Origin of the sequence: Flavobacterium sp. 103, from assembly GCF_003096795.1 — a bacterium.
Classification (GTDB): Bacteria; Bacteroidota; Bacteroidia; order Flavobacteriales; family Flavobacteriaceae; genus Flavobacterium.
In genome coordinates this window covers 3,361,086-3,376,927 of sequence record NZ_QENX01000001.1, presented here as the reverse complement: position 1 = coordinate 3,376,927, position 15,842 = coordinate 3,361,086, and the positions used below count along the sequence as shown (strand labels likewise).

At 33.0% G+C, this 15,842-nt stretch carries 14 protein-coding genes; 13 read left to right on the top strand and 1 reads right to left on the bottom strand.

Annotated elements, in window-relative coordinates; genetic code table 11:
• The first annotated feature begins 25 nt into the window (after positions 1-25).
• From C8C85_RS14320 to C8C85_RS14300, 5 genes are read left to right on the top strand one after another with little or no spacing between them, the layout of a single operon-like run.
• Positions 26-628, top strand: coding sequence for an LUD domain-containing protein (locus tag C8C85_RS14320; RefSeq protein WP_116797666.1), 603 nt, complete (start codon positions 26-28; stop codon positions 626-628).
• Position 629: 1 nt separating this feature from the next.
• Complete coding sequence (locus C8C85_RS14315; RefSeq protein ID WP_116797665.1) at positions 630-1,481, top strand: phosphatidate cytidylyltransferase; 852 nt, start codon at positions 630-632, stop codon at positions 1,479-1,481.
• The gene (locus tag C8C85_RS14310) at positions 1,471-2,124 is read left to right on the top strand and encodes a phosphatidylserine decarboxylase family protein (RefSeq protein ID WP_116797664.1); all 654 of its coding nucleotides are present in this window, start codon (positions 1,471-1,473) and stop codon (positions 2,122-2,124) included. The genes C8C85_RS14315 and C8C85_RS14310 overlap by 11 nt, the downstream gene beginning before the upstream one ends.
• Entirely contained in the window at positions 2,124-2,390 is a 267-nt protein-coding gene (locus C8C85_RS14305) for an acyl-CoA-binding protein (protein ID WP_111408894.1), read from the top strand. Before C8C85_RS14310 ends, C8C85_RS14305 begins: the two co-directional genes overlap by 1 nt.
• Before the next feature lie 13 nt (positions 2,391-2,403).
• The gene (locus C8C85_RS14300) at positions 2,404-3,180 is read left to right on the top strand and encodes a superoxide dismutase (RefSeq protein WP_116797663.1); all 777 of its coding nucleotides are present in this window, start codon (positions 2,404-2,406) and stop codon (positions 3,178-3,180) included.
• 61 nt (positions 3,181-3,241) lie between these two features.
• Here the strand turns inward: C8C85_RS14300 and C8C85_RS14295 are convergent, their stop codons facing one another.
• The gene (locus C8C85_RS14295) at positions 3,242-5,113 is read right to left on the bottom strand and encodes an alpha-amylase family protein (RefSeq protein ID WP_116797662.1); all 1,872 of its coding nucleotides are present in this window, start codon (positions 5,111-5,113) and stop codon (positions 3,242-3,244) included.
• 286 nt (positions 5,114-5,399) lie between these two features.
• On the opposite strand from C8C85_RS14295, the gene C8C85_RS14290 reads away from it, so the two are divergent.
• The 8 genes from C8C85_RS14290 to hemN all read left to right on the top strand — a co-directional run bounded on the left by C8C85_RS14290 (position 5,400) and on the right by hemN (position 15,722).
• On the top strand, positions 5,400-7,028 hold the full coding sequence (locus tag C8C85_RS14290) for an OstA-like protein (RefSeq protein WP_116797661.1): 1,629 nt from the start codon (positions 5,400-5,402) through the stop codon (positions 7,026-7,028).
• A 125-nt stretch (positions 7,029-7,153) separates the two neighbouring features.
• Positions 7,154-8,335: an aspartate aminotransferase family protein gene (locus C8C85_RS14285; RefSeq protein ID WP_116797660.1), complete on the top strand. Its 1,182-nt coding sequence runs from the start codon at positions 7,154-7,156 to the stop codon at positions 8,333-8,335.
• A 177-nt stretch (positions 8,336-8,512) separates the two neighbouring features.
• A complete protein-coding gene (locus C8C85_RS14280; RefSeq protein ID WP_116797659.1) occupies positions 8,513-9,910 on the top strand; it encodes a tetratricopeptide repeat protein in 1,398 nt (465 codons plus the stop codon).
• Positions 9,910-10,659 carry a shikimate dehydrogenase family protein gene (locus C8C85_RS14275; protein WP_116797658.1) on the top strand — a complete coding sequence of 250 codons (750 nt, stop codon included), beginning with the start codon at positions 9,910-9,912 and terminating at the stop codon, positions 10,657-10,659. Before C8C85_RS14280 ends, C8C85_RS14275 begins: the two co-directional genes overlap by 1 nt.
• Before the next feature lie 288 nt (positions 10,660-10,947).
• Complete coding sequence (locus C8C85_RS14270) at positions 10,948-12,960, top strand: DUF349 domain-containing protein (protein WP_116797657.1); 2,013 nt, start codon at positions 10,948-10,950, stop codon at positions 12,958-12,960.
• A 343-nt stretch (positions 12,961-13,303) separates the two neighbouring features.
• A complete protein-coding gene (locus tag C8C85_RS14265) occupies positions 13,304-13,651 on the top strand; it encodes a hypothetical protein (protein WP_116797656.1) in 348 nt (115 codons plus the stop codon).
• Between the two features lie 111 nt (positions 13,652-13,762).
• Entirely contained in the window at positions 13,763-14,233 is a 471-nt protein-coding gene (locus tag C8C85_RS14260; RefSeq protein WP_116797655.1) for a hypothetical protein, read from the top strand.
• 124 nt (positions 14,234-14,357) lie between these two features.
• A complete protein-coding gene (gene hemN / locus C8C85_RS14255) occupies positions 14,358-15,722 on the top strand; it encodes an oxygen-independent coproporphyrinogen III oxidase (RefSeq protein ID WP_116797654.1) in 1,365 nt (454 codons plus the stop codon).
• Positions 15,723-15,842: the final 120 nt, after the last annotated feature.

Genomic DNA, 15,842 nt, shown 5'->3' with positions numbered 1-15,842 from the left:
AACACAAAACGATTATTAACAAATTATGAATCTTTTTAAAAAATTATTTGGTTCTAACGACCCCTCTTCAGATGAAGCTAGAAGCGGCCATTCAAACAGACCAAATCCAGATATTAATTCCCCTTTGGATGAGCAGTTTATCTATAATTTCAAAAAAAATGGGGGTAAATTTTTATACTGTGAAAACTTAAATGAAGTAAAAGAACAATTTGAAAATATACTTGAAGAAAACGATTGGTTTGAAAGTGAAGCTTTATGCTATGAACCTAAATTGCACTTTTTGCTAGATGAAAATAAACTCACTTACGGTCAAAACATAAATCCCAAATTTTTATTGTCGAGCTGTGAAAATCTAGTAGCCGAAGAAGGTTCCATTTTGTTTTCCTCAAATCAAATCAAACAAAAAAAACCTAATGATTTACCCACTAACATCATTATTTTAGCCAATACTAGCCAGATAGTAGAAGGAAAAAGTGATGGCCTTAGTGCTATTAGAAAAAAATACTTGACAGAATACCCAACAAATATCACAACAATAAAATATTTTGAAAAAGCAAAAGAGGAAGATTTTACTCAATACGGAAGCTCAGCCAAAAATTTATATTTATTGCTTTTAGAAGATCTTTAAAATGAATGAAACACTAAAAAGGTCAATATCTGGAGCTATTTACATTTTATTATTAATAGCTTCAATACAATACTCTATAGAAACTTTTTTCATTCTATTTGGAGTTTTTTTATTGATAGCGGTAATGGAATTTTGCAATTTAGTTCACTTAAACAAAATTGCCCCTATTGCAATTGCCCTTATATTTTACTTGTTTTTTTATAAAATTGCTGTAGCTGCAAAGGTAGACGGCATTTTTTATATATTACGCTACAGCAAAAATTTTGATTTGGCTGTACTTTTTTTATCACTAGTTGTTTCCTTAAAATGTATCGTATTTCTATTTGATAATAAAAATTTAAAAGTAGATACTTTTTCAAAATTTGCTTACCTAATTGGATATATTGTCTTACCATTTATTATAATTACAAAAATACCTTTTGGAATAAAAGGCTATAATCCAAACATCCTAATCAGTATTTTTATTTTAATATGGACCAATGACACTTTTGCCTATTTAGTTGGTAAAACTTTTGGTAAGCATAAATTATTTGAAAGAATTTCCCCTAAAAAAACCATCGAAGGCTTTTTGGGTGGAATTGGATTTGCATTAATTGCCAGTTATTTTATATCAAAATATTTTTTGATGCTCCCTGAAAAAAACACTTACATTTGGATCATAATTGCCTTAATAGTAGGTATTTTTGGAACAATAGGGGATTTAGTAGAATCCAAATTCAAACGAATTTCAGAAAAAAAAGATAGTGGAAACATAATGCCTGGCCATGGAGGCATCTTAGATCGACTAGATAGTGTTATCTTTGTAGCACCAATAATATTTTTATTTTATCAAATTTTAAGTTATGTTTCATAAAGAAGGAACTCAAAGTATTTTATTTGGCACTATTTTTACTGCCATCGTTTGTTTAGTATCAGATCGTTTTATTCAAACAGAATGGATTAAAATGACCATTGAAATAGCTGCTCTATTGCTATTAATCATCATTTTGCAATTTTTCCGAAATCCAAAACGAACAGTAGAAATAAATGAGAACCATATTATTGCTCCAGTAGATGGAAAAGTTGTTGTTATAGAAGAGGTATTTGAAACTGAATATTTCAAAGACAAAAGAATTCAGGTTTCTATATTTATGTCTCCTATAAATGTTCACGTTACGCGTTATGCTCTAAGTGGTATTGTAAAATTCAGCAAATACCATCCCGGTAAATTTCTTGTAGCTTGGCATCCAAAAGCAAGTGAAGAAAACGAAAGAACCACAGTTGTTGTTGAAAATAAAACATTTGGCGCGATATTGTATCGTCAAATTGCCGGTGCTTTAGCCAGACGTATTGTAAATTATGCCCAAGAAGGAATGCAAGTAGTACAAGGTACCGATGCTGGTTTTATTAAATTTGGTTCAAGAGTAGATATATTTTTACCAATAGGTACTCCAATTAATGTGGTACTTGACCAAAAAGCAATTGGAGGAAAAACTATAATTGCAATTAAACCTTAATGATTGAAAAAGATTTAGATAAACAATTTCTGGAAGCTGTTGAAATTGCTTCTTTTATGACCCAAGCATCTTTACCACAAGATGTCCAGTTACGTCTTTATGCCTTTTACAAGCATGCGACATTTGACAGAACCAAGTTTACCGTTACGGACAATTCCGACCTAAGAAATGCGTTCAAAACCAATGCTTGGATTCAAATCAGTCATCTAACGCAAGACGAAGCCAAACAACAATATATTGAACTAATTCATTCCTTAATAAAGTAATTGTATTAATCTTATGAAAAAAAATACTTTTCTAATAGCTCATTTGCTTTTTATTTCGGTTTTAATTTCTTGTAACGATAAAAAATTAACTGAAGTTGTCGAAGTCCCTTTACCTACAGTACAAGAGAAAGTTTCTATAGGCAATCCAAATGATTTAAAAGCGGATGAAGGATCTTTTCAATTGGAAAAAATTCCTTTTGGATATGATGCGTTATCACCTGATCTATCAGCTTTGACAGTAGAATCACATTATAAAAATTATTTGTATTATACCAACAGCCTAAACAAGGCGATTGTAGGAACTGACAAAGAAAACCTTTCGATAGAAGATATATTAAACAAATTAGACATCAACGATCCAGTATTACGTAATAATGCAGGTGGATATTACAACCATAGTTTGTACTTTAAAACCATAGGACCAAAAGCAGGTGGCGAACCAACAGACACATTAGCTTCAAAGATCACTAAAGATTTTGGCTCATTTTCCAATTTCAAAACCGTATTTAAAGACGCTGCAACTAAACAATTCGGATCTGGCTGGGTTTGGCTGGTAGTTGATAAAACAGGAGTCCTGCAATTATCCACAACTCAGGATCAAGACAATCCATTAATGACCTATGCTCCTGTTGCTGGATTTCACGGAACACCAATTTTAGGAATTGACCTCTGGGAACATGCTTATTTCTTGGATTATCAGTACAAAAAGAAAAAATATATCGATGCTTTTTTCAATATAATAAATTGGGAAAAAGTAAACGAAAATTATAAAGCTACTTTTAAAAAGTAAAGAATAAAAAAGCTGAAGTAAAATTAATTTTACTTCAGCTTTTTTATTTTATCGAGCACTTTTACAACTGGTAAATAAATGATTCTAACGGATGTATTGTAATAGACGTTTTTCCTTCTCCATTCACAACTTGTAATTGAATGATACTTTTTTCATACAGCTGATCTTTTATCGTATAACTTCCGTCTTTCAAATTCCATTTACTAATTATATCAGCAGGAATTTTTAGCTCAAAAGTATTAGAAGCTTCTGATGAAAAATTAGTAAGCACAATTAGTTTTTGATTATCTGACCAACGTACAAAAGAATACAGATGGTTAGGATCGTAACCAAGGCCAGCATTGCGATTTACTTCTTGAAGATCTTGAAATTGTCCCATTACTGCAGAACTTTTTGCAGAGAAATTGAGCAATCGTTTATAAAAATCACGTAAATCTTTTTCGCTTTGCGATAACTTTCCGCCATCAAATGCACCATCATTCATCCATCGTTGATGATTTGGAACTCCTACATAATCAAAAATTGATGTTCTGGAATGAGAGCCAAATCCACCATTTTCGTTCCCTGCCTCTCCTACTTCCTGTCCAAAATAAATCATAATAGGCGCTGAAGTTATCATAGTGGAAACTACCATCATTGGTTTTCCTTTTTCGGGAGAACCTGCAAATTCTGGACTAGCCAATCTTTGTTCATCGTGATTGTCCAAGAATTTCAACATGTGTATATCAATGTCAGCTAAACCGCTTTGAATATATGAAAGCCCATCTGGTGGAGTTTTTCCTTGGATGATATCTTTCAGTTTGTCGTAAGTCTCTACTTTATCATACAAATAATCCATTTTACCCAAATGAATATAATTGCGATATTCTTTCGGGTTGTATACTTCGGCCATTAAGAATGCGTCTGGATTTACATTTTTTATTGCCGAGTTCATATAACTCCAAAATTCGTAAGGAACCATTTCGGCCATATCATATCTAAAACCGTCAACACCTTTGGCGGTCCAATACAAAGCAATGTCTCTAAATTTAGTCCAAGAACTAGGGACATTTTTATCTTTCCAAAAATCAAAATGTTCTTTATAGGATAGTTTATCATAGCCAGCCGGTAATTCAGGGAAGTCCTTTGAACTATCAGGTCGAATACCATAATTTACTTTAACCGTTTCGTACCAGTCATTTTTATCCGGTTTTGCCAATCGAGAACCATTTCCAGTCCACTTAGCTGGATTTTCTTCGAATTTACCGTCAATAAGCGGATTGCTTTCCCCGTTCAAAGGCTTGTCACCATCAGGTAATTGGAAAGGCGTATTCGGAATGTAATAAAAGTTATTGTCTCTTTTGTATTCCACAGTAACATCATCATCGGCACCAAAATCCCTCACTCCCTTTGGATTACTTTTACTTTCGTACTTACGAGCAATGTGATTGGGAACTATATCAATAATTACTTTAAGATTTGCCTTATGGGTTCTTTTAATCAAAGCTTCAAATTCTTCCAAACGCTTTTCAGGATTAACTGCCAAATCAGGATTCACGTTGTAATAATCTTTAACAGCATAAGGTGATCCTGCCCTTCCTTTTACCACTTCTGGATCATCATTTGAAACCCCGATAGCTGTATAATCTCGTATAACAGCATGGTGCGGAACGCCTGTGTACCAGATGTGGGTAGCACCTAAATCTTTTATTTCATGAAGCGCTTTATCTGTAAAATCGTTAAATTTTCCAACTCCATTTTCTTCAATAGTACCCCATGGTTTATTGGTTGTATTTTTGTTACCAAACAATCGAGTAAAAACTTGATAAACTACTGCTTTATTTCCAGAGACGGTTTCTTTCTTTTGTACACTCATTTTTACATCTTTAGTTTTACATGCAGTCGCTATAAGCAAAACACTTATTCCTGCCATTACTATTTTTTTTGTGATCATTTTTTTAAATTATAAAAAATTAAAAATATAGATTTGATACTATATTTGTATTCGGTATCAATCCATAAATTTAACGCTTTTTTCAAAAAAATAACCACCAAAACCTACTGATTCAGGTTAGTTTACAAATTAAAAAACCACTACAACGTAATAGCTAATCCTTTTGTTTATAAATATTTTTTAAAAAAATCGCTCTTATAATTCAAATAACAAACTGTTATAAATAAATCCTAATATATAAGGGGTTTGCCCCATTTTTCATAAATTTACAAAAAAATTAAGACCATTGAAGAAATCTTTAAATTTCATTATCTATAGCCTAGTATTTCTTAGTGCAAATCTTGTTTTGGCACAAGCTCCCAAAAAAATACATATTGAACAGTCTGACTTTGCTGATGTCGATCAACTTAAGATTCCAGATGCGCTTTTGCTTACTGGAAATGTAAGAGTTAGTCACGACGGAGTCATTTTAACCTGTAATAAAGCTTATTTTTTTCAGAAAGAAAATTATTTGAAAGCTTTTGGAAATGTACAATTGGTACAAGGCGACACTTTGTATTTGAACAGTAATTATGCGGAATACAGTGGTGAATTAAAAAAAGCATTTGCAACTGGAAATGCAGTAATGAGTTCACCAGATGCAACTTTGGCTACGGACACAATCTATTTTGACAGAAACATACAAGAAGTATATTACAATACAAACGGAACTATCGTTAACAAAGACAATACCTTAAAAAGTAAGTCCGGAAGATATTATGTTACCCAGAAAAAATTCCAGTTCCTAACTGCTGTAACACTTACCAACAAAACATACGAAATCAAATCCAATCATTTGGATTATTACAGTAATTCAGGTCATTCGTACCTTTTTGGTCCATCAACAATAACAAGTAAAGCCAATTATATTTACACCGAAAAAGGCTTCTACGATACCAAGAAAAATCTTGCCCATTTTCTGGACAAATCTTACATTAGGTATGATGATCGAGTGATAAAAGGAGATAGTTTGTATTATGACCGAAACAAAGAATTTGCTTCTGCAACACGAAATGTAAAAATAACCGATTCTATTAATCGAGGAGTAATTCGAGGACATTATGCCGAATTATACAAAAAGAAAGACTCCATGTTTGTGACTAAAAGAGCCTTGGCTGTTAATTTTGTAGATAACGACTCGGTTTATATTCATGGCAAAAAACTCATGGTTACCGGAAAAGAAGGAAACCGAATCATTCGCGCCTTCAATAATGTTCGTTTTTACAAAACAGATATGAGCGGAAAATGTGATTCTATCCATTCCAGCTCAAAATTAGGTCTAACAAAATTGATTGGAAACCCAATACTATGGAATGGTGAAAGCCAAATTACAGGTGATGTGATGCACCTCATTGGAGATAAAAAGACCCAAAAACTTGATTCGCTCAAAGTGCTCAACAACACTTTTCTGGTCTCGAAGGACACTCTTGGTACCGGATTTAATCAGACAAAAGGGCAAAACTTATTTGGAAAATTTCAAGAAGGGAAACTCCATGATGTGGATATCATAAAAAATGCAGAAGTGATTTATTATATGCGGAATGATGCCAAGGAACTAATTGGTATCAACAAAAATGTGAGCAGTAAAATCAATATTCTTTTTGATAAAAACACAATAGAAACCATCACTTTTTTCAAACAAGTGGATGGCGATATTTATCCCGAATCCGAATTGCCCGAAAACGCGAGAACACTCAAAGGACTAAAATGGCGCGGAGATGAAAGAATAAAATCAAAAGACGACGTTTTTAGCGAAGAAGAAAATGCCGAAGAACTCAAAGTCATTGAAGCCACAACAAAAGACAAAGCTAAAAAAGCTGTCCCCATGAAAATTCGAAAAGAAACGTTGAATTACGATAAGAAGAAAAAGATTTAAGATTGAGGAATAACGATTTTTGAGTGCAGATTTAAACATCTAAAATGCTTCGCCAGTTCGCTATCGCTCGAGTCAAAAATCGTTAATCTTAAATCAGCAATCAAAACATTAATAAAAAAAGCACCGTGAATCCTGATTTCCTTAAATACCAAGCACAAACTTCACCCTATCCATTGGGCATGGAAGTTTCGCATGCCATTGGTTCTTATATTTTTGATACAAATAACAAAAAATATCTAGATTTTGTTGCAGGTGTTTCGGCTTGCACACTAGGACATCAAAACAAGAGAGTGAATGACGCCATAAAGGATCAGTTAGACAAATATTCGCATGTTATGGTTTATGGTGAATACTCCCAAAGCCCAGCGGTGGAATATTGTAAATTGATGGCCTCACTCCTGCCTTCTCCTCTAGACAAAACCTATTTAGTTAATTCGGGAACCGAGGGTATAGAAGGCGCCTTAAAACTAGCCAAAAGAGCTACAGGGAGAAGTCAATTGATTTCGTGCCACAACGCCTATCATGGCAACACAATGGGATCGATGAGCGTTATGGGATTTGAAGAACGCAAACAAGCTTTTCGTCCATTGCTTCCAGATGTCGATTTTATAACATTCAACAACGAAGCCGATTTACAAAAAATAACTACCAGAACTGCCGGAATCATACTGGAAACAATTCAGGGAGGAGCTGGTTTTATTGAGCCTCATAATGATTTTCTGAAAAAAGTAAGAGCACGATGTACCGAAGTAGGTGCAATGATGATACTCGACGAAATACAACCGGGATTTGGAAGAACGGGAAAACTTTTCGGATTCCAAAACTATGATGTTGTACCGGATATCGTTGTTATGGGAAAAGGAATGGGCGGTGGTATGCCTGTAGGTGCATTCACAGCTTCAACTGCAATGATGGATTTACTAACCGAAAATCCAAAATTAGGTCATATCACCACATTTGGAGGTCACCCTGTCATTGCGTCAGCTTGTTTGGCCACTTTGAAAGAATTAACTGAAACCAACATCATGACAGAAGCTTTAAAGAAAGAAAAACTCTTTAGATCCCTTTTGGTACATCCTTTGATACAAGAAATAAGAGGAAAAGGATTGATGCTTGCTGCTATGACAGCGAGTGCAGACATTACGAATGAAGTCATTCTAAAATGTCAAGACAGAGGTTTAATTCTATTTTGGTTGCTTTTTGAAGGATGCGCGATTAGAATAACACCACCTCTTACAATTTCCGAAGAAGAAATCAGAGAAGGCTGCGCGATAATTCTTGAAGTAATGAATGAAATTAAGATTTAAGATTGCAGATTTCAGAATGCAGATTTTAGATTTTTGAATAGGTTTAAAAATTTGATATTGACATTGAAATTGCCATTGAAACCTGTTAATTAAATTGTTCACAACAAATAAAATTCTTCCTCATTTCAACAATACGTTTTCCTAATTTTATTTTAGGATAATTTAAAAACACACAGTATGCAATTAAGCAACGAAGAAGAAGAGTATAACTTATCCCTATCCAAATTTGAGTCCATGTTGAAAACCAACAAAGTACTCTTTTTTGACTCCGAAGAATTTGAAGAAATCATTCTTCATTACCTCGACATGGGCAAGTCAGCATTGGCCAAAAAAGCTTTAAAATTAGCTCTGGAACAACACCCAAGATCCAGTGGGCTTAAATTAGTTCAAGTAGAAATGCTCATTTATGACGACAAACTCGAAATAGCCGAAAAGTTATTGAATGAGCTGTATGCCATTGAACCCACAAACGAAGAAATTTACATCCAGAAAGCCAATATTTGCTCCAAAAGGGATCAGCATGAAAAAGCAGTAGAAATGCTTAAGATTGCTCTAGAATACACCGATGACTATGCAGATGTTTACAACTTAATCGGTATGGAATATCTTTTTATGGACAATCTAGAATTAGCCAAAGAAAGTTTCATTAAATGTCTGGAAGAAGATTTCGAAGACCAATCGGCTTTATACAATGTGGTATATTGCTTTGAATTTTTGGATCAAAACCAAGAAGCAATAGCATATATAAACAAATATATTGACAAAAACCCATATAGTGAGATTGCTTGGCATCAATTGGGACGTTTGTACTATGGCGTAAAAGAATACGAAAGCGCCATACGTGCTTTTGATTATGCAACTCTTATAGACGAGGAATTTCTTGGTGCTTTTATGGAAAAAGCAAAAGCATTGGAACGTCTAAAAAAGTACGACCTTGCCATTGAAAGTTACAATCGAACCATTGAATTGGACGATGCAACATCCTATGCCTTGCTTCGAATAGGGAAATGTTATGAAAAATTAGGCAACAAAGTTTTAGCCCTTAAATATTTCAACAAAACAGTACATGAAGATCCACTTTTGGACAAAGGATGGATTGCGATTACCGATTTTTATGTACGTCAAAAAAACTTCCAAAAAGCATTGTTTTTTGTCAATAAAGCTTTAGCCATTGACAACCAAAATAAATTGTATTGGAAACGATTTGCAGCCATCAACAAACAAATGAACTTGTTTGAAGAAGCCGAATTTGGATATAGAAAAGCAGTAGAATTTGGGGATTACCAACTCGACACCTGGTTATTCTGGGTTGACATTTTACAATTTTTAGGCGAATTCGAAAGCGCAATTCAAACATTATTACAAGCATCCGAGTACTTCCCAGAAGAAAACGAGGTAGAATATCGTTTGGCTGGATTGTATTTTATGATTTCAGACAACATCAAAGCAAAATTTCACTTGAGCAATGCTCTGCGTCTGAATTATAACAATTACATCCTCTTGGAAGATTTATTCCCTGTAGTCTGGGAGAAAAAAATGGTGCGAAATTATATTGACAAACATAAAAAACAATAATGATTGAAGTTTTAAGAAAACGTTTTGGTTTATTAGGTCGTAATATCAGTTATTCCTTTTCAAAAGGATATTTTACAGAAAAATTTAGCAAAGAACATTTTGAAGGATGCAGTTATGAAAATTTCGATATTCCCGAAATTAATGATTTTACCGAGTTAATAAAAAACAATACAGACCTTAATGGACTAAACGTAACTATCCCTTATAAGGAGTCTGTGATTCCTTTTTTGGATAAACTATCTAAAAACGCTGAACAAATTGGAGCCGTAAACACCATAAAATTCGCCAAAAAAGGAAAATTAAAAGGCTACAATACCGATTATTACGGTTTCAAGAAATCTCTTGAACCACTACTGCAACCGCATCATAAAAAAGCACTTATTCTTGGAACTGGTGGAGCCTCCAAAGGAGTAGCTTTTGCATTGGATCAATTGGATATCACTTACACTTTTGTGTCTCGCGAAGCCAAACAAAATTGTATTGATTACAGTCTTATCAATGCCACAACATTTGACAACTACCAAATTATAATCAATTGTACTCCGGTTGGAACAAGCCCGAATGTTGATTTATTCCCGCTGATTCCTTATGAATTCTTTACAGAGAAACACATTGCTTACGATTTGATTTACAATCCCGCAGAAACCCAATTTCTTAGTAAAGCCAAAGCACATGGCGCTCATATTAAAAATGGCTTGGACATGCTTATTTTTCAAGCAGAGAAAGCCTGGAAGATTTGGAATAAATAAAAAGCTACTTATTCTATTAATTTTACAAGAGCATCAACTCTTCGATTATAAAAATACTGAACCCTCAAAATGGATTATCCTTTGAGGGTTTTCTATTTAATGTTCTGTGATGAAAAGAGTAGCAATAAAATAAAAAAACAAGTGAGCAAACTAGAAAGAATTCAAATTACATTATTTAAGTAAGATTTATCTACTAAATTTGATTATAAACAAAAGTTTTATTTTGTATTTTGACGCACCTTTAGTATCTTTCGCATTCAAAAAATAAAAACCTTATACATTTACAAAATGTTAGAAGAAAAGAACGATAACCTGTCTCTAAAAGAAACTGAGATAGATGGAAAAACAGCCAATGAATTGCAAGAAACAATTCAATCAGAAGCGTCTGTAGTAACAGAAAGTGAAATCAGTGATGCTGCAGCAGAAGAAAATACGGTAAACCCCGTTTCTGAAACAGTAATTCCGAATGAAAACGAAACAGACGAAAAGCAAAACGTGATAGACGCCATAGCTGAAACAAATGCTGAAGAAAGTGAAGATGAAACGCTAAAAGAACGTCATGATATTCCAATGCTTGATTATGATGCATTACCGATGGAAACACTTGTAAGTGAATTGAAAAATTTGGTTACAAATGAAAAAGTAATGTCAATTAAAGAGCATGTTGAAGAAATTCGAAAAGCATTTTTAGCCAAATACAATCACCTCATAGAAGAAAAAAGGGAAGAATTCAATCAGGAAAATCAAGATCCTAACGAAGAATTCCAATACCATTCTCCACTAAAATTAAAGTTCGATCAATATTATACAATCTACAAAGACAATAAAAACTTACACTTTAAGAGTTTGCAATCTAATTTGAAAACTAACTTGGAAGTTAGATTGGCTATTGTAGAAGAACTAAAAGAATTAATCAATCCACAAGCAAACATCAAAGACACTTTAAATCATTTTAATGAATTAAGAGAAAGATGGAAAAATGCAGGTGCAATTCCAAAAGATAAATACAATCACGTTTGGAATAATTATCATTTTCACGTAGAAAATTTTTATGATTATTTGCACTTAGACAGAGAAGCAAGGGATATTGATTTCAAATACAATCTAGAGCAAAAGCTAAAAATCATTGCACGTGTTCAAGAACTACTTAAAGAAGCTGACATCAATAAAGCTTTTAGAGAACTTCAAGATTTACACAGAATTTGGAAAGAAGACATAGGTCCTGTTTCAAGAGAACATCGCGATGAAATTTGGAACCAATTTAGTGAACTAACAAAAAAAATGCATGATAAGCGTGAAGTATTGTTTGAAAACTTAAGAGGAACCGAGCTCGAAAACTTAGAAAAGAAAAAAGAAATTATTGCCAAAATTGAAGTTTTAGCTACCGAAAAAGTGAATGCACATTCGCAATGGCTAGCCCAAATCGAAAAAGTAGAAGCTTTACGTTCTGAGTTTTTCTCAGCAGGAAAAGTTCCAGCTGATGTTAACGAAGCTACATGGGCCGCTTTCAAAACAGCCGTTAGAAATTTCAACAGCTTTAAAAATTCTTTTTACAAAGACATTAAAAAAGACCAAAACGACAACCTGAACAAAAAAATTGCTTTGGTAAAGAAAGCCAAAGAACTACAGGAAAGTCTTGATTTTGCCAGCACTACTCCTATCATGAAACAAATTCAGGAGGAGTGGAAAAAAATTGGTCACGTTCCAAGAAAATACTCTGATAAAATCTGGAACGAATTTAGAGAAGCTTGCAATCACTATTTTGACAAATTAAAAGAACACAAAAGTGTTGAAAACGTTGACGAAGTAGAGGCTTTTGACAAGAAGAAAGCCTATTTGGAGACGTTGAGAGAATTCCAATTAACTGGAGATCACAAAACAGATTTAGATGCGATTAAATTACATATTGAAACTTGGAAAAACTTTGGTAAAGTTCCTTTCCCAAGAAGACATATCGAAGGTAAATTCAATAAAATTCTAGATGCCTTATTTGAAAAATTAAGCTTAAGCAAAAAAGATACCGAAATGATGCGTTTTTCTAACAGAATGGATCATTTATCTGAAAGCAATGACACTAGAAAACTCGATAATGAGAAGATTTTCTTGATGCGTAAAATTGAAGAAGTACAAAATGAAATTTTCCAACTAGAGAATAACATTCAGTTTTTCACTAACACAAAAAACGCAAAAAAAGAAAATTCAATCGTATTGGAAGTTCGAAAAAACATTGCTATCCATAAAGAAAGCTTAGATGTTTGGAAAGAAAAACTAAAACAATTGAGAAATTTAAACATCGAATAAGTTTAAATTCACAAATAGATACAAAGCCTCAAACCTTAATAAGTTTGAGGCTTTTTTTATAAAATATATAATTTTAACCCGTTGGGTGAAATTGTTTTAACAACATAGAAACATAGAAAATAGTAATAATTTAAAGCGTTTGATAGACGTTTTACTTTTCACATAGTAATCTATGAGAAAAAATGGTACTATTTTCTAGCTATTCTTTGGCACTAATTATAAATCTATGTCTCTATGTGGTTCATTTTTTTTATTCATTTTAATTTCACCCAACGGGTTAATTTTAACTTTCATTTACCATAATACACTCCTTAAACAAAAACCTATTCTCTATTTTTGCAATATGAGAAAGTTTTGGAAATTTATCGTATTTACAGGGTTACTGATTCAGTTCAGTTTTGCCTATAGTGCAAATCACGATGCTACCATTTCTTTTAGAAAGGATAACAACACTTCATTCAGTAAAGAAAGTTTAAGCATTTCTCATTTCGTCCAACCCAGTATAGAAAGAAACAATCCTGACCTAAAACACAACAACCGTATTCCAGTCAATATAGACGACTCCAATACGACACTTCCATTATTTTCAAGTTTTAAAGAAAGTAATCTTAAAATAGTTTTATCAGATCAAGACATCGATCGATGTAGAAAAATCTCGATTTTACTTTTCCCCTTCCATTATTTTTGGTGATTTAATATCATGATTCCGTATTATAAAAGTTAAAATAACTTTTAAATCCTTCTTGTTTTCATCTGAATCAAGAAAATAAATCATTATATATAATTACAAAAAAAATAAAAAATGGACACATCAGTAACCATAATAGGTCTTATAATCACAATTTTAATAGGTATTCCGTTAACTTTAGTCTTCCGTTCCAATATAACGAATAGAGCAAAAATAAAAGAGATAAAGAAACAATACAGCCAAAACAATCGTTATAATTTTGAAATAACCGAAACACAGAACAAAAAAATTCTGTCCATAGACCAGAAGAATAAAGGCTTTCTATTTATTGATTTCAGTTATAAGAAAGAAACAGTTTATTTTGTGGATTTAACAAACATTATTCTGTGTACTCTACTGGAAACTACCAGAAGCAGATTAGGCACAATGGAAAAAGTCGAAATAGAACTGGTTCATAAGAACACCATGAAGAAAGAAATGATTCCAATCTATAATATCGAAAATCATTTTTTAGATTTCAATTGTTTGTTTGAAGACCATAAACTGGCAAAAAAATGGGTCGGTTTAATTAATGAAAGTCTATAAAAAACTCCACAAAGAGGTTCGAATGAACCTCTTTGTTTGTATATGACTATAAACGAATATGATAAATATCATTTTAATCCTAAAAAAGTCACCTTAATTTTGACATCATATAAAATGCATATTTATGAAGACCTCACTTATTCAAAAATACAATGTTCCTGGGCCACGTTATACAAGTTATCCTACGGTTCCATATTGGGATGAGTCAGGATTTACTATTGAAACTTGGATACAAACCCTAAAAAAATCATTTCAGGAAAGTAATGACGAAGAAGGCATTAGTTTATACATTCATCTGCCTTTTTGCGAAAGCTTATGCACCTTTTGCGGTTGCAACAAACGCATCACCAAAAACCACAATGCTGAAAATCCTTATATTGATGCCGTTCTAAAAGAATGGACACTATACCGTAATATCTTGGGCAAAAAACCCAAAATTAAAGAAATCCACTTGGGCGGAGGAACACCAACATTTTTCTCCATAGAAAGCCTTGAAAAATTAATAAACGGAATATTCTCGCTTGCCGAAAAAGCTGAAGGTTATGAATTCAGTTTTGAGGGACATCCCAATAATACTACTCTTGCCCATTTGAAAAAGCTATATGATTTGGGTTTTAGAAGAGTGAGTTTTGGGGTACAGGATTATTCTGAAAAAGTACAAAAAGCCATTCATAGAATACAGCCTTTTCACAATGTTGCTAAGGTTACTTTTTGGGCAAAAGAAATTGGTTATACTTCAATAGGTCATGACATTATTTTTGGATTGCCTTTTCAAGAAGTTGAAGATATCGTAGATACTATCGAAAAGACAAACTCCTTACAACCAGATCGTTTGGCATTTTATAGTTATGCCCATGTGCCGTGGATAAAAGGAAATGGACAACGTGGATTTCATGATGAAGATATTCCTAAAGACGACGCCAAAAGAAAATTATACGAAGTTGGAAAAGAACTGCTTTTTGAAAATGAGTACTATGAAATCGGAATGGATCATTTTGCCTTAAAATCGGACAGTTTATATCATTCGTTTGAAGACAAAAAATTACACAGAAACTTCATGGGCTATAGTTCCTCCAAAACTCAATTGATGATTGGTTTAGGCGTTTCCTCCATAAGCGACAGCTGGTACAGCTTTGCCCAAAATGTCAAAACCATAGAAGAGTATTACAAAGTACTAGAATCAGACGAATTACCTATTTATAGAGGGCATTTATTATCTACTGAAGATCTAATTATCAGGAAACACATTTTAAATCTAATGTGCCAATTTGAAACCAGTTGGGAGGATTCAGCAAATTATGTTTCTGAAATCCCAGAAATTGTATTTCAGCTAAAAGAAATGGAAAACGATGGCTTATTGATTATAGGTGACAACAAAATAATTGTTACGGAAGAAGGGAAAGCATATGTTCGTAACATTTGCATGGCCTTCGATTTAAGATTAAAAAGAAAAGCGCCAGAGACAGCATTATTTTCAATGACCATTTAAAAGAAAACTAAGGATATCTTAAAAGAATATCATATTAATTTAATTCACCTGTTTTTTAAAGCTCTTTTGGGCGTGCCCCTCCGTAAAAACTGCGGGTCGTGCTGTACGTTCCCGCTTTTT